The 20,172-nt window shown below is 53.2% G+C and carries 17 protein-coding genes; 5 read left to right on the forward strand and 12 right to left on the reverse strand.

The genetic code is table 11. The annotated features are described in order from the left end of the window. Positions 1–111 precede the first annotated feature (111 nt). Complete coding sequence (locus tag U0026_RS07905) at positions 112–1,071, reverse strand: YbgA family protein (protein ID WP_062772423.1); 960 nt, start codon at positions 1,069–1,071, stop codon at positions 112–114. A 118-nt stretch (positions 1,072–1,189) separates the two neighbouring features. Here U0026_RS07905 and U0026_RS07910 point away from each other — a divergent pair, with 118 nt between their 5' ends. Continuing rightward, positions 1,190–1,723 (forward strand): lipocalin family protein, encoded by a 534-nt coding sequence (locus U0026_RS07910; RefSeq protein WP_062772420.1) that lies wholly within the window; start codon positions 1,190–1,192, stop codon positions 1,721–1,723. Here the strand turns inward: U0026_RS07910 and U0026_RS07915 are convergent. Next, positions 1,720–3,477 carry a DEAD/DEAH box helicase gene (locus tag U0026_RS07915; protein ID WP_062772417.1) on the reverse strand — a complete coding sequence of 586 codons (1,758 nt, stop codon included), beginning with the start codon at positions 3,475–3,477 and terminating at the stop codon, positions 1,720–1,722. The genes U0026_RS07910 and U0026_RS07915 overlap by 4 nt on opposite strands. A gap of 153 nt (positions 3,478–3,630) precedes the next feature. Here U0026_RS07915 and rsuA point away from each other — a divergent pair, with 153 nt between their 5' ends. From rsuA to U0026_RS07930, 3 genes are all read left to right on the forward strand, one after another. Further along, positions 3,631–4,338 carry a 16S rRNA pseudouridine(516) synthase RsuA gene (gene rsuA / locus U0026_RS07920; RefSeq protein WP_062772414.1) on the forward strand — a complete coding sequence of 236 codons (708 nt, stop codon included), beginning with the start codon at positions 3,631–3,633 and terminating at the stop codon, positions 4,336–4,338. A gap of 18 nt (positions 4,339–4,356) precedes the next feature. Next, entirely contained in the window at positions 4,357–5,553 is a 1,197-nt protein-coding gene (locus U0026_RS07925) for a Bcr/CflA family multidrug efflux MFS transporter (RefSeq protein ID WP_062772411.1), read from the forward strand. Between the two features lie 312 nt (positions 5,554–5,865). Then, entirely contained in the window at positions 5,866–6,207 is a 342-nt protein-coding gene (locus U0026_RS07930) for a YejG family protein (protein ID WP_062772408.1), read from the forward strand. Positions 6,208–6,210: 3 nt separating this feature from the next. Here U0026_RS07930 and yejF read toward each other — a convergent pair whose 3' ends face one another. From yejF to U0026_RS07975, 9 genes are all read right to left on the reverse strand, one after another. Further along, positions 6,211–7,800, reverse strand: coding sequence for a microcin C ABC transporter ATP-binding protein YejF (yejF, locus tag U0026_RS07935; protein WP_062772405.1), 1,590 nt, complete (start codon positions 7,798–7,800; stop codon positions 6,211–6,213). A gap of 1 nt (position 7,801) precedes the next feature. Continuing rightward, entirely contained in the window at positions 7,802–8,824 is a 1,023-nt protein-coding gene (locus U0026_RS07940; protein ID WP_062772402.1) for a microcin C ABC transporter permease, read from the reverse strand. 1 nt (position 8,825) lies between these two features. Next, a complete protein-coding gene (locus U0026_RS07945; RefSeq protein ID WP_062772399.1) occupies positions 8,826–9,914 on the reverse strand; it encodes a microcin C ABC transporter permease YejB in 1,089 nt (362 codons plus the stop codon). 9 nt (positions 9,915–9,923) lie between these two features. Further along, complete coding sequence (locus U0026_RS07950; protein ID WP_062772801.1) at positions 9,924–11,714, reverse strand: extracellular solute-binding protein; 1,791 nt, start codon at positions 11,712–11,714, stop codon at positions 9,924–9,926. 74 nt (positions 11,715–11,788) lie between these two features. After that, positions 11,789–13,378, reverse strand: a complete 1,590-nt coding sequence (locus U0026_RS07955) for a cyclic di-GMP phosphodiesterase (RefSeq protein WP_062772396.1) — start codon at positions 13,376–13,378, stop codon at positions 11,789–11,791. 123 nt (positions 13,379–13,501) lie between these two features. Beyond that, entirely contained in the window at positions 13,502–14,074 is a 573-nt protein-coding gene (mepS, locus tag U0026_RS07960) for a bifunctional murein DD-endopeptidase/murein LD-carboxypeptidase (RefSeq protein ID WP_062772393.1), read from the reverse strand. Positions 14,075–14,488: 414 nt separating this feature from the next. Continuing rightward, complete coding sequence (locus U0026_RS07965) at positions 14,489–15,208, reverse strand: phosphatase PAP2 family protein (protein ID WP_062772390.1); 720 nt, start codon at positions 15,206–15,208, stop codon at positions 14,489–14,491. A gap of 44 nt (positions 15,209–15,252) precedes the next feature. Beyond that, complete coding sequence (locus U0026_RS07970) at positions 15,253–16,230, reverse strand: CobW family GTP-binding protein (protein ID WP_062772387.1); 978 nt, start codon at positions 16,228–16,230, stop codon at positions 15,253–15,255. Positions 16,231–16,347: 117 nt separating this feature from the next. Continuing rightward, the gene (locus tag U0026_RS07975; protein WP_062772384.1) at positions 16,348–17,814 is read right to left on the reverse strand and encodes a mannitol dehydrogenase family protein; all 1,467 of its coding nucleotides are present in this window, start codon (positions 17,812–17,814) and stop codon (positions 16,348–16,350) included. Between the two features lie 207 nt (positions 17,815–18,021). On the opposite strand from U0026_RS07975, the gene uxuA reads away from it, so the two are divergent. Continuing rightward, positions 18,022–19,212, forward strand: a complete 1,191-nt coding sequence (gene uxuA, locus U0026_RS07980) for a mannonate dehydratase (RefSeq protein ID WP_062772381.1) — start codon at positions 18,022–18,024, stop codon at positions 19,210–19,212. A gap of 283 nt (positions 19,213–19,495) precedes the next feature. Here the strand turns inward: uxuA and yeiP are convergent, their stop codons facing one another. Further along, positions 19,496–20,068, reverse strand: a complete 573-nt coding sequence (gene yeiP, locus U0026_RS07985; protein ID WP_062772378.1) for an elongation factor P-like protein YeiP — start codon at positions 20,066–20,068, stop codon at positions 19,496–19,498. Between the last annotated feature and the right edge of the window lie 104 nt (positions 20,069–20,172).

Here is a 20,172-nt window from a genome sequence, read left to right on the forward strand (position 1 = left end):
ATAAATCCTGCTACAGGCGACCCAGCAGCAGGCAACTGATCTGCTTCACGGATGTGAAAGCGGGCGGCATTATAGCCTCCAATTCCTTGTCGGGCAATGAAAACCTCAGGCTCAATTCGCCGTCAAGCGTAACCGCAGGCTGTCTGGATAAGGCGAAAAGTACTTCTGGGTCAGAAGATATTCATCCGGATGCTCGGCCAGATAATGCTGCAACAACGTCAGCGGTGCGAGGATGGGCAGGAGACCTGCGTGGTAGTTAACAATCACCTCACGCAATTCTGCACGCTGGCGGTCGTTGAGCTGTTTACGAAAGTAACCTTGGATATGCATCAGCACGTTGGTGTGGTTTTTGCGCGAGGCGGGCTGTTGCAAAATGGCCATCAGCTTTTCCCGGTAAGCAACAAAGAAGGCTTCCAGATCATCCCATTCATGGATACGGGCGATGAACGGGCCGATTTCCCGGTATCCTGGCTGACTATGCGCGAGTAAATGCAGCTTATAGCGACTGTGAAAAGCGATTATCGCGCCGCGGGTTAGTCCTTTTTCGCGCATGGCGTTGAGTTCGTGTAGTGCAAATACGCGTGCGACGAAATTTTCCCGTAAAACCGGATCGTGCAGTCGCCCATCTTCCTCTATCGGTAGCCATGGGTAGCGCTGCTGGAGTGCTGCGGTAAATAAGCCAATCCCCGCTTTAGCACCGCGATTACCGTGTTCATCATAGAGCCGGACACGTTCCATCCCACAACTCGGGGATTTAGCGCATACCACGAAACCGGCATAATCCGCAGCGCTTGGTAAATAGTCCTCGGCAAAATGCTCCATTTGGTCCGTCATGTCTTGATCGCGCGCCTGACTAAAGCGTAATCGCACGTCACCCGTAGTGGTGTTGACGAGCCTCAGCGCCGGGCGAGGGGTAGGCAGACCAATAGCCATCTCAGGGCAGACCGGTTTGAAGCTTACCCACTCGGCAAGCTCATCCATAATAAATCCCATCCGTTTATGCCCGCCGTCAAAGCGTACCGTTGCGCCGGTAAGGCAACCGCTAATTCCGAGTATCGGTTTGCTATTCATGGCGTTATCCTGATTCATTGCGGGTGGTAGATAAAGCATAGGTTCTTCCGAATCTTACCGCGTGGCTTTTTTCTCCTCTACTACACTTAACGGACTTTTCATTGTGAAGGGAGGTTACATGAAGTTATGGCCCATAGTGACAGGTGTTGCGCTTTCATTGGCGTTGGTGGCCTGCCGTTCACCCACACCGCCAAAAGGTGTCACGCCGATTGACCATTTTGATGCCAGCCGATATTTAGGAAAATGGTATGAGGTTGCGCGTCTGGAAAACCGTTTTGAACGCGGGCTGGAGCAGGTGACCGCCACCTACGGCAAGCGCCAGGATGGGGGGATTACGGTGTTAAACCGGGGTTATGATCCGCAAAAAGGTGTGTGGAAAGAGAGCGAAGGCAAAGCTTATTTTACCGGTAAGCCCACGACCGCCGCGCTGAAAGTCTCGTTCTTTGGTCCGTTTTATGGCGGTTACAACGTCATTGCGCTGGATGATGACTACCAGTACGCGTTGGTCAGCGGACCCAACCGCGATTACTTGTGGATCCTGTCCCGTACGCCGACTATCCCGACCCAGGTGCGGCAGAATTACCTGAATATCGCACGTGGGTTAGGCTTCGCGGTGGACGATTTGTTGTGGGTGAAACAGTCCGGCAGTTAGCGTAGCTCGCCAGCGCGACGAAAGCGCCCCTGATAGTCGAACACTTTTTCACGTACCTGCCAGTAACGATCCTTTTGGCGGGCGACGACAAAATCCGGGGCGCGGAGCAGCGCCTGTTGGGCAATAATATCACCGGGCGTAATCCAGCGTAGTGGTACGCCGGGCGTTCGCGTATGCGGACGCATGAACAACTGCTCGAAGGCCATCTTCTGCGCAGGCGTGTGCAGGCGGAAGCGCTCACTCACATCGGCCCCATCTTCATCGTAGTAGGTCATTTTCAGCCAACTCCCTTTCTCATCCATACCGTCTTGCAAGGTCATTCCGCTACAGCGCAGCACCAGTGCATCTTTGAGCTTCAGCGCCGCTTTTAGCATGTCGTCCGGGTCAACCAATACCGTGTCGCACTCGCGGCAGCGACGGGCGGCAATATCGTTCTCAGCGTTACACTGTGGACAATTTTTAAAGCGGAAACGGTAGTCGCACTGCTCGCGATGCCCTTCGTCATCCTCAAGCCAGCCCTGACAGCGGCGACCAAAATGTTCAATCAGGGTACCGTCAGCGGTGGTTTTTCCCCAGAACGTATTGGCAAAACCGCAGCCGGGGCAGAATACCTGCACCGGTACGTTATCGCTTTTCCCTTTTGGTGAACCCACTTCCGGCGTGTAGAGATCGTGCGGGTTACCGGCGTAGTCAAGAATCAAACAGTCGGTTTTCCCCGGCGCCAGGCGCAGGCCGCGACCCACAATCTGTTGATACAGGCTGATGGATTCCGTTGGACGGAGAATGGCAATCAGGTCGACGTGTGGGGCGTCAAAGCCAGTGGTCAGCACAGAGACGTTAACCAGATAGCGGAATTGCTGATGTTTAAAGGCATCAATCAATTCATCGCGCTGCGGCCCCGGCGTTTCGCCGGTGATAAGCGCGGCATCGTTGGCGGGCAGCAGACCGGTGATTTCGCGGGCGTGTTCGACGGTGGAAGCAAAAATCATCACCCCCTTACGGTCCTGCGCAAATTCGATAATCTGGCTGATGATATGCGGCGTAATACGCTGCTGCTGTTTCAGTTCGCGGTTCAGATCGGCTTCGCTGAATAACCCGTTGCTGTTAGCCTGTAGGCGGCTGAAATCATACTGTACGACCGGCATATCCAGCCGCTCCGGTGGCGTCAGATAGCCATGCTTTATCATATAGCGTAGCGGCAATTCGTAAATACAGTCGCGGAACAGCGCTTTTTCATCGCCCCGTACCATGCCGTGGTAGTGAAACTGATAAATCCAGCCTTTGCCAAGCCGGAACGGGGTTGCCGTCAGCCCCAGCAGGCGGATGTGAGGATTCACTTTCCTGAGATGGATGAGGATTTGCTGATACTGGCTGTCGTCGTCATCGCTGATGCGGTGGCACTCATCGACAATCAGCAGGGAGAACTCCCCCTGAAAATGGTCAAGATTTCGCGCGACGGACTGTACGCTGCCAAACACCACTTTGCCGTGGCTCTCTTTGCGTTTAAGGCCAGCGGCGTAGATATCCGCCTCCAGCCCCAGCGCGAGGTATTTGGCATGGTTTTGCGCCACCAGCTCTTTAACGTGAGCGAGTACCAGCACGCGGCCGCGCGCAAGCCGCGCCAGCTCAGCGATAACCAGGCTTTTTCCCGCACCGGTTGGTAGGACGATAACGGCAGGGGCGGTCTGGCGGCGAAAATAGGTCAGGGTGGCGTCAACCGCTTCCTGTTGATATGGGCGTAGTGTAAATGTCATTAGCGTGATGATTGTCCTTAAACTGCCAAATAGTATGCCATGAATCTTTTCACTTGAGTGACCCGACAAGCCCGTTATACTTACTCATTGTTACTACCCCATTTTTCGGACGCGAGTCCGACACCAGCACTATTTACAGGCTAAAAATACTTCATGCGACTTGATAAGTTTATCGCTCAGCAACTCGGCGTCAGCCGTGCTATTGCCGGGCGTCAGATCCGCGGTAACCACGTGACCATTGATGGCGAAGTGGTGCGCGATACGGCATTTAAATTGCAACCTGAACACGAGGTCGCCTACGAAGGCAACTCGCTGACTCAGCAGAACGGCCCGCGCTACTTTATGCTGAACAAACCGCAGGGTTACGTGTGCTCGACTGAAGATCCGGATCATCCAACGGTGCTCTACTTCCTCGACGAGCCGGTAGCTTACAAGCTGCATGCCGCAGGCCGTTTAGACATTGATACCACCGGCCTGGTGCTGATGACCGACGATGGGCAGTGGTCGCACCGCGTAACATCTCCACGTCATCACTGTGAGAAAACCTATCTGGTGCAACTGGAAAATCCGGTCAGCGACGATACTGCCGAGCAGTTCACCAAAGGCGTGCAACTGCACAATGAAAAAGATCTCACGAAGCCCGCCGTGCTGGAAGTTATCACGCCGACCGAAGTGCGTCTGACCATCAGCGAAGGGCGCTACCACCAGGTGAAGCGCATGTTTGCCGCCGTTGGCAACCGCGTAGTTGGCCTGCACCGTGAACGTATCGGCGCTATTGCCCTTGATCCTGACATGGAACCGGGTGAATACCGCCCGTTAACCGAAGAAGAAATTGCCAGCGTTGGCGCGCCAGAGCGCTAACAAACCCAGAGGTAGATTGTGACGTCCAGGCCGCGCTCGTCGTTCAGTATTGTGTTTATTCTTGGCCTTCTGGCCATGTTAATGCCGTTGTCGATAGACATGTACCTTCCGGCGCTGCCGGTCATCTCAGAACAGTTTGGCGTGCCGGCAGGCAGCGCGCAGATGACGCTCAGTACCTATATTCTGGGGTTTGCTGTCGGTCAGCTGTTGTATGGCCCAATGGCGGATAGCCTTGGGCGCAAGCCGGTTATTCTCGGCGGCACGCTGATTTTCGCCGCTGCTGCCTCAGCTTGTGCGCTTGCCCCGACGATTGACTATCTGATCGTGACCCGCTTCTTCCACGGCCTGGCGGCTGCGGCTGCGAGCGTGGTGATTAACGCCCTGATGCGTGATATCTACCCAAAAGAAGAGTTTTCACGAATGATGTCGTTCGTGATGCTGGTGACCACCATTGCACCGTTGGTTGCGCCTATTGTCGGCGGGGCAGTGCTGGTGTGGTTTAGCTGGCATGCGATTTTCTGGATCCTGGCGATTGCGGCGATACTGGCATCATTGATGATCTACTTCTTTATCGATGAAACGCTGGCCGTCGACAAGCGTCAGCCGTTCCGGCTCCGCACCACGCTTGGCAACTTTGCCTCACTTTTCCGCCATAAACGCGTGCTTTCCTACATGCTGGCGAGCGGTTTTAGCTTTGCGGCGATGTTCTCGTTTTTAAGCGCCGGGCCGTTTGTCTATATCGAACTCAACCACGTATCGCCACAGCATTTCGGCTATTACTTTGCGTTGAATATCGTGTTCCTGTTTGTCATGACCACTATCAACAGCCGTTTTGTTCGCCGGGTAGGTGCGCTATGGATGTTCCGCGCGGGTCTGATTGTGCAGTTCGTGATGGCGGTATGGATGGTGGTGTGCGCCTTATTCGACGTTGGCTTCTGGTCATTAGTGTTGGGCATTGCGGTCTTTATTGGCTGTGTATCGATGGTGTCCTCAAACGCAATGGCGGTGATTCTCGATGAATTCCCGCATATGGCTGGCACGGCATCTTCGCTGGCGGGCACATTCCGTTTTGGTATCGGGGCGATTGTCGGCGCGCTGCTGTCAATGGCGACCTTCACCACCGCATGGCCGATGTTAATTTCCATTGCCCTTTGCGCCACCGGCTCCATCCTCTTCTACCTCTACGCCAGTCGCCCACGTAAAACCGCGCAGTAATACCTCTTTTGAGGGGCGAAATACGCCCCTTTTTTGATAAACATCAACAGAAATTGCATTTGCGATAGGGTGTGATGTTTCTTTTATGTAAAATCCATTTGTGTAAAAAGTCACATTGTTGTAGATAAAAAGGTTGTGTTAGATCACAGAAACGGGTACATATAGCGCGAAAACGCATCAGTACACCGAACTATGTCGTAGGAAGAATGTTGAATGCTGGCGTTTTTTTTGTGGATGCAGGACGATTTGTCAACAATGTGTTAATATGGATGTGAAATAATTGTGAAGCACTTTGCTTACCGGGAAGAACGTATGACATTTCAGCTCTCAATAGTACATCGACTGCCGCAAGATTATCGCTGGTTAGCGGGTTTTGCAGGTTCGAAAGTTGAACCGATTCCGCAAAATGGCGCATCGGGCGACAACACGCTGGTGGCGCTTAAATTATTAAGCCCGGATGGCGATAGCGCATGGCCGGTAATGCACTCGTTAAGCCAGGCGCTGAGCGATATCTCCGTGGATTGCTCAGTCCTCGAGTGTGAAGGGGAGCCGTGCCTGTTCGTCAAGAGCCAGGACGAGTTTGCCGCGACCTGCCGCCTGAAAAACTTTGGCGTAGCGATTGCTGAACCCTTTTCTGGCAACAACCCGTTTTGACCGTCAGCTCAATGCGATGAGCTGACGTGTATATTCTTGCTGCGGTGCTGTAAAGACGCGCCGACACTCACCTTGTTCGACAACCTCTCCCTGCCGTAAAACAATCACCTGGTGGCATAGCGAACGAATCACCTGCAGGTCGTGGCTGATAAAAATATAGGCCAGGCGATGCTTTTGCTGTAACGCTTTCAGCAATGCCAGAATCTGTGCCTGAACGGTACGGTCGAGTGATGAAGTCGGTTCATCCAGAACGATAAGCTCAGGTTTCAGGATCAGCGCCCGTGCAATGGCGATACGTTGACGCTGCCCACCGGAAAAAGCCGCTGGATAACGGTGTCGCGTTTCAGGGTCTAATCCCACCTCCTGCATCACCTGAATAACCTGCTGCTCGCGTTCGTCACGCGAAAGTGCCGGTTGATGTACCTGCAAACCTTCTTCAATGATCTGCAACGCCGTCAGGCGAGGGTTTAGCGCAGAATTAGGATCCTGGAACACCACCTGAATACGATGGCGCAGCGGCAGCATCTGCTGCCGGGTCCAGCCCTGAATGGCTTCGCCATTAAAACGGATATCCCCTTGTGACGCGATAAGCCGCAGCAGCGCCAGACCGGTTGTGCTTTTACCCGACCCCGATTCGCCAACCAGTCCCAGCGTTTCACCTGTGCGCAGTGAAAAACTGACATTGTTGACCACTCGGTTATTGTCCACAACCCGGCGCAGAATGCCCTTGCGGACCGGAAACGCCACGCAAAGCTGATTCACTTCCAGCACAGGAGCTGCGTCGGGCAGCAACGCAACGGGCGCGCCTGTGGGTTCGCTGTCCAGCAGCTTACGCGTATACGGATGCACAGGGGCAGCAAACAGCGCACTGGCGCTGTTTTGTTCCACACAACGACCGTTCTGCATAACCGCCACCCGGTCAGCCAACTGACGAACAATACTCAGGTTATGGGTGATAAACAGCATGCCCATATTCAGCTCAACGCGCAGTTCGCGGAGTAATTGCAGGATTTGCGCCTGAACGGAGACATCCAACGCGGTCGTTGGCTCATCGGCAATTAACAATTCCGGGCGAGTCAGCAGCGCCATGGCAATCATCACGCGCTGGCGTTCACCGCCGGAGAGTTGATGGGGAAAGTCCGTCAGTCGTTTTGCCGCATTGCGGATCCCCACTCTGTCCAGACAATCGAGGATTTCACCGCGCGCTGCCTCTTTGCGCATACCGCGGTGCAGGGAAAGCACTTCGTAGAGCTGTTTTTCCAGGTTATGCAGTGGGTTAAGCGACACCATCGGCTCCTGGAAAATCATGGCGATGCGGTTGCCGCGTACGCTACGTAGCATCTGTTCGTTGGCATGCAGCAGTGATTCGCCGCGAAAGCGAATATCGCCACTCGGGTAGCTGGCCGGTGGTTCCGGCAACAGGCGAAGTATCGACAGTGCCGAAACGCTTTTGCCGGAACCGGATTCGCCCACCAGCGCCAGCGTTTCTCCGGCATTCACCGACAATGACAAACCGTCGACGACGGTCGTGCTGACGCCCTGCTGACCAAAGGCGATGGATAGGTTATCGATTTCCAGAAGAGGAGGTTGCATCTTATACCGCCTTAGAAGGATCGAAGGCGTCACGTACCGCCTCGCCGATAAAAATCAGCAGTGACAACAGCACGGCGACGCAGAGAAAACCCGCGATCCCAAGCCAGGGCGCCTGTAAATTATTTTTACCCTGCAACAGCAGTTCTCCCAACGACGGTGAGCCGAGCGGCAGGCCAAAACCGAGAAAATCGAGTGAGGTGAGGGTGGTAATGGAGCTGCACAAAATAAACGGAATAAAGGTCAACGTGGCAACCATGGCGTTTGGCAGCATATGACGCAGAATGATACTGCGATCGCTGACGCCCAGCGCCTGGGCTGCGCGAATATAGTCAAAATTGCGGGTGCGTAAAAACTCCGCGCGTACCACACCCACCAGCGTCATCCAGCCGAACAGTACGGTGATTGCTAATAGCCACCAGAAGTTGGGCTGCACCACGCTTGAAAGCAAAATAATTAAAAATAGCGTTGGCATGCCCGACCAGACTTCAATAAACCGCTGACCCCATAGGTCAATGCGTCCACCGTAGTAACCCTGTACCGCGCCCACCACCACGCCCATCACGCTGGCGCAAAGGGTGAGGATGATGCCAAACAGTAGCGAGATACGGGTGCCGTAAAGGATACGCGCTACCACATCACGACCGTTTGCATCGGTGCCGAGCCAGTTTTGTCGCGACGGCGGCGAAGGGAAGGGGATATCGGTGCTGTAATTAATGCTGCTGGCGCTAAAGCGGATAGGTGTCCACAGTACCCAGCCGTGTTTCTCTAATTGTTGCTGTAACCACGGGTCCTGATAGTCTGCGGCGGTGGCAAACTCACCGCCAAAGGTCTTCTCGCTATAGCTTTTCAATACCGGTGAGTAAAGGCTACCCTGGTAGCTCACCAGCAGTGGGCGGTCGTTGGCGATAAGCTCAGCGCACAGGCTACAGATAAAAATCAGCGCAAAGATCCACAATGACCAGTAGCCACGGCGGTTATGACAAAAGCGCGCCCAGCGCGCCTGATTCACGGAACTCAGCGTCATCTTAGCGACCCTCAAAATCAATGCGCGGATCAACCAGCGTGTAGCTGATATCGCTGACGATATTCATCAGCAGTCCGATGAGCGTGAAAATGTATAGCGTGCCGAACATCACCGGATAGTCACGGGAGACGGTGGCCTCATAGCCCAGCAACCCCAGCCCATTTAAAGAGAACATCACCTCAATCAGCAGTGAACCGGTAAAAAACATGCTGATAAAGGTGGCGGGGAAACCCGCGATAACCAGCAGCATGGCGTTGCGAAAAATGTGCTTCCACAGGATCTGCTTTTCACCAACGCCTTTTGCCCGCGCGGTCACCACATATTGTTTGCGGATCTCATCAAGAAACGAGTTTTTGGTCAGCATAGTCAGTGCGGCAAAACCGCCAATGACCGTTGCCAGCACCGGCAGCGTAATATGCCAGAGATAATCGGTGATTTTCAGATACCACGGCAGGGTGTCAAAGTTGGCTGACACCAGCCCACGTAGCGGGAAAATATCGTAATAGCTGCCGCCAGCGAAAAACACAATCAGCACAATTGCGAACAAGAATGCAGGAATGGCGTAGCCGATAATAATGCCGGTACTGCTCCAGACATCAAAGCGGCTACCGTTATACACCGCCTTGCGGATCCCCAGCGGAATGGACACCAGGTAGATAATCAGCGTGCTCCATAAGCCCAGCGAGACCGAGACCGGCAGACTTTCTTTCATCAGTTGCATCACTGAAGCATTGCGAAAGAGACTGTTGCCGAAATCAAACCGCAGATAATCACCGAGCATTTTGAAATAGCGCTCATGCAGCGGTTTATCAAAACCGTAACGCTGGGTGATCTCGGCGATCACTTCGGGATCAAGACCGCGCCCTCCACGATACTGGCTTTCAGCGATATTGCTCAGGCCCGCGCGTGACTGTCCACCGCCCATTCCACCGCCGCCGGGCAGGCTGCTTTGCTGACCGAATTCCACCGCCGCAATCGCCTGGTCTACCGGGCCACCGGGCGCAATTTGCACAATGAAAAAGTTGAGGGTGATAATCGCCCATAGGGTGGGGATTATCAGTAGCAGACGGCGGATAAGATAGGCACCCATGTTATCTCCTTAACGTCGAGCTGCGGGCAGTTTCGCCGCTTTATTAACGTCATACCACCAGGTGTCAAAGCCGGGCGCATCAGTGCCGGAACTGTAGAGCGGGTGTACGTTAGGGTAGGAAAATTTGCCCCAATAGGCGATTCGGCTGCCGGACATAAACCACATCGGCAGCATGTAATAATTCCAGGTAAGCACCCGATCCAGCGCCCGCCCCAAAGGCAGCAGTTTCTGCTGATTACCCTGCCCGAGAATAATCTGCTTAATCAGACTGTCGATGGCTGGACTGGCGACACCGGGGGAGTTGTAGGTCGAGTTGATGTATTCAGACGACCAGGCTATCTGTAAATCCGAACTTGGCCACGGCATCGCGCGCCACAGGCGGGGCATCATATCGTAATCACGCTTACGCATGCGGTTGGTGACCTGCGAGATATCCACCTGGCGCACGTCCATGGTGATACCCAGGCGGCGTAAATTATGCTGGAAAGGCATCACCCATTGGTCGTTTCCGCCGGAGGGGAGAAGCAGTTCAAAACGCAGCGGTTGTCCGGTTTTTTCATTCACCCGTTGCTGGCCTTTCAGCACCCAGCCAGCCTCGGTGAGCAAATTACCTGCCTTTAGCAAGTTATCACGGTCATAGCCATCGCCACGCGAGGTCGGCGGTTGATAAATTGAGGTGAAAACTTCAGGCGGCAGTTCGCTGTTTAACGGTGCCAGCAGCGTCAGCTCGTCGGCATCAGGATAACCGCGTGCGGCATATTCGGTATTCTGAAAATAACTGTTCGCCCGGCTGTAGGCGTTGTAAAACAGCGCCTTGTTCATCCATTCAAAATCAAACGCCATCCCGACAGCTTCGCGTACACGGCGGTCGGCAAAGACGGGACGCTGGATGTTAAAGGCCAGCCAGCGGGTATCCTGCGCCGCGTTATTCTTCTGCTCATCTTTGATGATAAAGCCGCTGGTGAAGTTCTTGCCGATATAGCGTGTGGCCCAGTTTTTGGCGCTGCTTTCAGTACGCACATCGTAGGCACCTGCTTTGAAGGCTTCGAAAGCGACATTATCATCGAGGTAATAATCGTAGCGCAGAGTGTCGAAGTTCCAGCGTCCGCGGTTAATAGGTAACTCGGCCCCCCAGTAATCTTTCACACGGGAGTAAACGATGTACTGACCCATTTTCCAGTCGCTGATGCGGTAAGGGCCACTGGCCAGGGGAGGCGTGCTCAATGGGTCGCTAAGCTTATGATCCTTCCAGAACTTCTGCGGCAAAATGGGCAGGGTAAACAGGCCTAACATATCCTCTTTACCCGGCTTTGCCAGCACAATACGGACAGTGAGGGGGGCGATAGCGCTGACCGTAGTACCTTTATAAATCAGGCGAAACTGCGGCACCCCTTCGGTCATAAATTTATCAAAGGTAAACGCGACATCGCGCGCCGTAATCGGGCTGCCGTCGTGAAAGCGAGCGTTGGGGTTTAGGGTGAGCTCAACCCACGAGTAATCATCAGCATAGCGGGCGTGTTCAGCGACCTGCGGGTAGTAGCTACCGGGCTCATCGTCGGAGGTCGTATACAGGCCATCGTACAGCGCGTCAGTGCGCACAGCGGCATTGCCGCGTAGGGCATAGCGGTTGAAGTTATCGAAGGTCCCCAGCGCCGCTAGCGTGACGTTACCGCCTTTGGGTGCGGCAGGATTAACGTAATCAAAGTGATCAAAGTTGACGGCGTACTTCGGTTCGCCAATGACGGCAAACGCATCGCTCTCTTTTATTGTCTGGGCCTGAAGGGGAAGGCTGAATACCATCAGCAGGGTGATACAGATATGCGCTATGCTCACGACTGGGCTACCCCGCTTAAACGTATTTCCGGACTCGACTTTTACTCTGGAAGAGTAAATGACCTTCCTTCACTTGTGAAATATTTTGCTGGCTTACGATGTTCGGCCACCAACTCCTGAAGCGTCAGTGGACGGCTTATCAGATAACCCTGCAGGTAATCGACGCCGTGCTCACTAAGCCAGGTCGCCTGCTCTTGCGTTTCCACCCCCTCAGCCACCGTCACCAGATTCAGGCGATGGGAGAGTGTTAAGACGGCATCCAATACCGGCGACGTGACCGTTTCACGGCCGATCGCGTTAACGAAACCACGGTCGATTTTCAGATAATCGAGAGTAAAGCGCTCAAGATAGATAAGCGCGCTATGACCGGTACCAAAATCGTCAATGGCGATCTCAATGTTTTCACCGCGCAGCCAGGTAAACAGACTCATCGCTTTCTCCTGGTTGAGCATGTCGCGTTCGGTAATTTCGAGCACCAACTGGAAATAGTTGTCAGGCAGGCTGGCGGCGAGTGTGCGGATATCCTGCTGGAAGCTCTCTGCAATCAGATGACTGGGCGCAATATTAACGCCGAGTTTCGCCCCCGGGGGCAGCACCTCTTTAAGCGTCTGCGCATCGCGGGCAATTAATTCGAATAAATGCCGGGTAAGTGGAACAATCAAATTCTGTGCTTCAGCGAAGCTGATAAACGCATCCGGTGGAATATTGCCCGCCGTTGGATGCGACCAGCGCATCAGGGCTTCCACCCCGCCGATTTGCTGGTTTTTGGCGTCGATGACCGGCTGATACACCACATAAAATTGCTGGTTCTTAATGGCCGAGAGGATCTCTTTACCCGGCCGGGAATGGATAGTCCGTATGTAAAAGCACAGAAGCCCGCCAAGCACGCCGCAGGTTAGCCCGAGCAGAATGGAAAATACCAGGCCGTCTGTTCCCGTTGCGCTGCTGTAGAGATAGACCTCCAGCGGTACGCCTTTTATTTTCACGTGTCTTACCGCGGTGTCGGTAATGGCGGAAAGGGGGAGGGGCTTAGGGCTAAAAGTCGAAATGGCGGTTTTACCATTCACCACCAGCGCCACGCCGTTATAAGGCGTTTGCTTTGATGAGTAGAGCACCCACGGCATCAGGTTGGCGTTAATCGAGGCAAACACGCCACGATTTTCCAGCAGCGGGCTTTTCACCCACAGGACAAAGGCTGGGGTCGCGGGCATCATCGGTGTGCCGGCTAAAATCCCCATCACGTGATTTTTGCTGAGATCGAGATCCGGGACTAAATCCTTGAGCGGAAGATCCATTGGGCCGGTAGCGGAAGAACAATATGCCACATGATTATTGACCAGCAGAAAGGCTCGGACGTTCATGCTGAAGGCGGCGCGGGCGGTTAAGTCAGAGGAGACATCTGCGCATTGATTGAGCGTCAGCGGTTGCAGCGAATCCATAGTCACCAGAATCTGACTGAAGTAGTTTTCTAAATAGTTTTGCAGACTGGAAATGGTGCTATCAAACTGAGCGGCGCGGCGGTGGTGAAAGATTGAAAACTGCAATGCGCCTGCAATAAGCGCAATCAGTACGCCAGCGGCAATACTGATGAGGATAGTGCGGCGGTTAGCCAATCTTTCACGAGTAAACATTCAACTTCTCTATGCTACGGAACTCTAAAGAAAAGAATACTGATGAAGCATAAAAAAAGCACTGCCTGAGCAGTGCTTTTTTTATGTTTGCCGTCAGCCAAGGGAAACCGACGGTAAACGGCATTACGAACGACTCAGGACACGGCGAGCTTCGTTGTAACGTTTTTTCCAGTATGGCTCATTCATGCTGGAAATCATCACACCACTGCTGGTGGAAGCATGAACAAACTGATTATTGCCGATGTAAATTCCAACGTGGCGTCCAGTGGAGCCTGCGCGGAACAATACTAAATCACCGGTACGAAGTTGGCTGCGTGAAACTGACTTGCCTGATTCACGCTGTTCCGACGTTGAACGCGGCAGCTCTAAACCAAATTGTTCACGGAATGTACGCTGTACAAAGCTTGAACAGTCAACACCACGTTTGGTGTCGCCGCCCAGACGGTAACGGACACCTTTCCATCCTGCGTATTGATCCATCAGACGGGATTTCACGTCGAGGTTACGCACCATGGTTTCAAATTCATCCTGAGAGGCTTGCAGTGAAGAAGTGTCTTCGCTACCCACACCATGCGTCTCAGAATGCATGTTCTTTGCGGTATTACTGGTGGTACTACATGCAGAAAGCAGAACCGCGACTGCTACTGCTGGTATCGCTCGCAAGATATATCTCAAAATCGGCTGAGATTTGACCATTTTAGTTGTTTTCCCTTGAAGTCCTTAACGACGACGTCGTTATAAAAAATGCCAAACGCGTTTGAGACTAAATACACGCAATCAATGAGACAATTCTTTGAATTCAGATTTGTGGTGTAGCGCACAAATTTTTATTAGATAACAGAATAATTGCTCTTTGAAACGACAATCGCAAACGAGAGTACCTTAACGAAAGAGGCATTGCGAGCGGTTTTGGCTGATTTTTTATAAGAAATAGTGATACGCAAAGTTTAAAAATGAGAATGGCCAAAATTAGGCTGCGAGCTGTGTAAAAAATGGGCAACTCATTCATATTCAAAGTGAATATCATGACGAAAAAATGACGATAATTGATTTTGGTAAAAAAAACATGAGAGGGCAATAACCCTCTGGATGATGTCGCAGAGCGAAAACTTATTTATGCGGCGCGCTCTGCACCCTTAAATAGGGTAAGTTTTGTTCAAACAGCACGATGATTTTATCACTTAACGGCGTCAACAGAATCCATGGCACGCCGATGAGCACGGAGGTTAGTGAACCCACGGCGATATCCGTAAACCAGTGTGCGCCGATCATGACCCGAGGGAAGGCAAAAACGACAAAAATAGCCAGCGCGATAGCGAATGCTTTACGGCCAAAATAGCGCCACATGAAGGCCGCGAATATCAGCAACATCATGCCGTGATCGCCCGGGAAGCTATCCCGTGAACCATCTTTGGTATTAAACGAAATAACGTCACTCACTCGATGGGCGCCCGGCACAGACAGTGAAGGGCTGCTGCGAGTCACCGGGACAAGGTGCTGCGCCAGTTGATTGACGATGACCGCTGACAGTAGCATCACCAGTCCGATAATCACCACCCGACGACGTCCGTTGCTGTCTTCTTTAAGCCAGAAGCTTAGCATCAGACAGCCCATTGCCAGCAGCGCACAGCCGTCAAAGGCGCGATTATTGATGACCGCTAAAAAACCGGCATAGGTCAGGTTGCCTGCGTTAAGCCCCTGGTTAAAGAAGCGGAAAATAGCGGTGTCCACGACCGACCAGAACCCATGATTCACGGGAATAAACCAGGACATAAATAACGCCACACCGGCGGCGTTAAGGACAATAATCAAGGGAAAGCGTGTACGCATCGTTATCTTCACAGCAAGTGGTCTCGCCGCAAACCTTAGCGGTATTACCCTAAACGAAGTTTCAACAGTGCTGATTGGAGTAAATTCCAATCTGTCTCTGCGTCGTTGATAAGCTCAACACGGCTATCGGGCGGGGCGACATTCTGCGTTTCAATATGTAAGTCGGCACCCTGGCGGTTAATGCGAACCAGCCCTTCCGGAATACGCATAACGGCTTTCAATCGCGCTACCGGGGCCAGGCGTGCCCACTCCAGCAGACCGATGGTATCAAACTGGGTATCAGCATCGAAAATCCAGCCGCAGGCATGATAGCCCTGGCCTTGATTGACACTGCGACGCCAGCGTTGATGCTCTGGCAAACTCAGTGCCGCGAGCCCTTTATTTGTCGGATGCGAATGGCTGTGCGCAGCACTTGCCGCAAGTTCGGTCAGGTTGTGGCGCGGCGTATCAAGGAGAGCGATATCAATATTTCCCTGTGTGGCCAGGACGTGCAGGCGTTCAGCGCCGTTTTGCTGCCACCAGTGGCGCATTGCCTGCTGACTTTCCGGTGTAGCACGATCGGATTTGTTACTGACGATAATATCCGCCACCGCGAGCTGGTCGCGGAAGTTTTCATTATCGACGATTTTATCCTCCAGCAGCTGACGCGGATCCATTACGCACACCGTGGCACGCAGATCTATCCACGGTTCATATACGGGAGCGGTTAACAGGTCGAGGATTTGTTTGGGGTGACCAAGGCCCGTGGGCTCAATCAGCAGACGGTCAGGTTTGCCTTGGCGTAGCAGGGTGTTCAAACCCACCTGCATCGGCAGACCATTGACGCAGCACATACAGCCACCGGGGATCTCTTTGAGTAAGGCTCCACTATCGGCTAATAGCGCGCCGTCGATACCGACTTCGCCAAACTCATTGACCAGTACGGCCCATTTTTCGTCGGCGGGTTTATGGGCGAGCAGGTGGAGGATAGAGGTCGTTTTCCCGCTGCCGAGAAAGCCGGTAATTAGATTGGTTTTAGTCACGAAAACTCCAGAGGATAAAGAGTATTAACGCGACAACTTTATCCTGGCGAAAACGTGACGCAAAGCAAAGCTTTCCGGTGAGCCAACCTGCGCTGACTCACCGAGGGGGGATTTGCGTTATCCGTTAAGTGCGGTCAACAGCGCCTGACGGGCACCTTGCTGAACCAGCGTTTGCCATGCGCCTTCAATTGCCTGCACGAATTGCGGATTGGCGGGTAGGTCGCGACCAAAAATTTCCTGTAAGGTCAGTAACGCTTCGACGCGGCTGTCATTGCTGCTGTTGCTCACAAGGTTGTGAATTTTTTCAGCCAGTGGGTCGCGGATATCAATGGTATTCCCGGCATCGTCCGTGCCGCTGACATAGCGCATCCAGGCGGCAACACCCAGCGCCAGCAGCGACCAGCGAGAGCCTTCGTTTAGATGGATACGAATACCGTCAAGTAACCGCTGGGGAAGCTTTTGACTGCCGTCCATGGCGATTTGCCAGGTGCGGTGCTGCAATGCCGGGTTACTGAAACGCTCAATCAGACTGTCGGCATAGGCATCGAAATCAACATGGGTGATGCGTAATGTCGGCGCCTGTTCCGCCATCATCAAATGGCGCGCGGCACGACGAAATGAGGCATCCTGCATACAGTCGCTGATGTGCGCATAGCCCGCCAGATAGCCCAGATACGCGAGGAATGAATGGCTACCGTTTAGCATGCGTAGCTTCATCTCTTCCCACGGGAGAACATCATCGACCATCTGTGCGCCAACGCTGCCCCAATCCGGGCGACCGGCGACGAAGTTATCTTCTATTACCCACTGAATAAACGGTTCGCAGCTAATGGCGCACGGATCTTCTACGCCGAGCTCGCGGGTGATTTCCGCCAGTGAGTCTTTGGTTGCGGCGGGAACGATACGGTCAACCATGGTGCCCGGAAAGCTGACATGTTCAGCAATCCAGTTTGCTAGCTGCGGGGAACGCTGCTTAGCCATATCCAGCACCGCGTTTTTCACCACGTGACCGTTGTCGGGAATGTTATCGCAGGAGAGAACGGTAAATGCTGGCAGACCGCGTTCGCGGCGGCGATGCAGGGCTTCAACGAGGATCCCGGGCGCAGAATGAGGCTCCGTCGGTGAATGGAGATCGTGAATGATGCGCGGCTGAGTCAGATCCAGATGCCCTGTTGCCGGGTCGATGCAATAGCCTTTCTCGGTGATGGTCAATGACACAATCGCCACCTGCGGTTCGCAGAATTTTTCGATAATAGCCGCCAATGAGTCCAGCTTAGCGTTCAGACACTCGTTCACCGCACCAACGATAATCGGCTGGTTACCGGCTGCGCTTTTTTCCATCACGGTAAACAGATGATCCTGCTGACGCAGCTGACTCATCAGTACATCGCCGCTGAACAGGCTAATTTCACAAATGCCCCAGTCGCCACCGTGCTGATTCAGTACTCGGTTGGTCAGCAACGCCTGGTGCGCACGATGAAAGGCACCAAAACCGAAGTGCACAATGCGCGAACGTAGTTGTTGCCTGGCATATTGTGGTAACTGCACGTTTGCGGGAAGGGTGCTGGAGGCTATTGTCTTCATTATCTACACATCCGATTAACCATTAATTAACGTCGGCAGTGTAAAGTTATATGACAGCAAATCAAATTGGTGTGCCGTATTTATCGCGTTAATGTGAGCTGGATCAATCAATCCAGGCGGATTGTTTGACCGTCATAAATAAGCCTGTATGGTAGTCGTCATTAACGGTGATTTTATTGGTATAACAACTTTATTTGAGGTGAGGCAATGGAACAAACCTGGCGTTGGTACGGCCCGAACGATCCGGTATCTCTTGATGATGTGCGTCAGGCTGGCGCAACGGGTGTTGTAACGGCTTTGCACCACATTCCTAACGGTCAGGTATGGCCTGTTGACGAAATTAAACAGCGTCAGGCTGTGCTGGCTGAAAAAGGGCTGACCTGGTCGGTCGTTGAAAGTATCCCGGTGCATGAAGATATCAAAACCGGCTCTGGCCAGTGCCAGACCTGGATTGCTAACTATCAGCAGAGCATCCGTAACCTCGCGGTGTGCGGTATTGATACCGTGTGCTACAACTTCATGCCAATCCTCGATTGGACGCGTACCGACCTTGAGTACACGCTGGCAGACGGCTCTAAAGCCCTGCGTTTTGATCAGATTGCCTTTGCCGCATTCGAACTGCATATCCTCAAACGTAACGGTGCGCAAAACGATTATACCGACGAAGAACAACGTCAGGCGCTGGCCTATTTTAATGCGATGAGCGAAGCGGAAGTCACCAAATTGACCCGCAACATCATCGCGGGCCTGCCTGGTGCGGAAGAGGGGTATACCCTTGACCAGTTCCGCGCGCGTCTGGCGGAATACGATCACATCAGCAAAGATCAGCTGCGTGAAAATATGGCCGTATTCCTGCGTGCGATTGTGCCGGTTGCTGAAGAAGCGGGCGTACGTCTGGCCGTTCATCCGGACGATCCACCGCGTCCAATCCTCGGTCTGCCACGCATTATCTCTACCATTGAAGATATGCAGTGGTTGAAAGAGACCGTCGACAGTATTAATAACGGTTTTACCATGTGTACCGGTTCTTACGGCGTACGCGCAGACAACGATCTGGTGAAAATGATCGAGACTTTTGGCGATCGTATCCACTTTACGCACCTGCGTTCGACCTGCCGTGAAGAAAACCCGAAAACCTTCCATGAAGGCGCACACTTACAGGGTGATGTAAACATGGTGGCGGTTGTTGACGCGATTTTGACCGAAGAGCAACGCCGTAAGAAAGCGGGCGATCTGCGCCCAATTCCAATGCGTCCTGACCACGGTCACCAAATGCTGGACGACCTGAAGAAGAAAACCAACCCGGGGTACTCGGCGATTGGTCGCCTGAAAGGGTTGGCGGAAGTGCGCGGCGTTGAACTGGCGCTGAAAATGACCAAATTCCGCGACCTGCTGTAATCGAGGATTTCTCTTCACACTGGTGCGGCTTTGGGCCTCGAAGCTTGCCCGTGTGGAGTATCTGGCAGCAACAAAAAAGGACAGCCAAACGGCTGTCCTTTTTTATGGGGCGATGTGCGGTGCTTCATCCCGGCGTCGCATTCGCTCGGCAGTGCTACCCATGCGCGCTATCGCAGGACTGATAAGCGCAGCGCCATCAGGCATAACAGTGCACGTTGCCGGATGCCGGCTACGCCCGCTGGCCCGGACGAGATGCCGCTAGCATCGACTCCGGGTGTCGTGATTAGTCCGCGCGGCACATATAGCGTTTTTCTTCGATATGAACGCGAATTTTCTCACCGGTGGTCAGGTACTCAGGCACCTGAACAACCAGACCGGTGGTCAGGGTAGCAGGTTTAGTACGGGAGCTTGCAGAAGCCCCTTTAATGCCCGGTGCGGTTTCGGTGATTTCCAGATCCACCGTCTGCGGCAATTCCAGCGCCAGAACCTGGCCGTCCCACAGTAGAACCTGCATATCCGGCATACCACCTTCTGGGATGAACTGCAGTTCATCAGCAATCTGATCGTGAGCGAAGATATACGGGGTATAGTCTTCTTTATCCATGAACACGTACTCGTTGCCATCAATGTAAGAGAAGTCAACGAAGCGGCGGTTTAAGGTCACGGTATCGACCATGTCGTCGCCTTTAAAGCGTTCTTCCACTTTCAGACCGGTGCTGACGTCGGAAAAACGCATTTTGTACAGCGTTGCCGCGCCACGGGCGCTCGGTGACTGAATATCAATGTTTTTTACAATCAGCAGCTTGCCGTTGTAATTCAGCACCATACCTTTTTTGATTTCGTTCGCTCTTGGCATTGCAGTTATCCTGTGAAAAGGGTGTCGAAAATATCGCGTAAAAGTACTCGTGCCGGGCGTTTCAGGCAAGAGGAATTAAAGGCTTTTGCCATCGCTGACCAAAA

Source organism: Kluyvera intermedia (assembly GCF_034424175.1).
Classification (GTDB): Bacteria; Pseudomonadota; Gammaproteobacteria; order Enterobacterales; family Enterobacteriaceae; genus Kluyvera; species Kluyvera intermedia.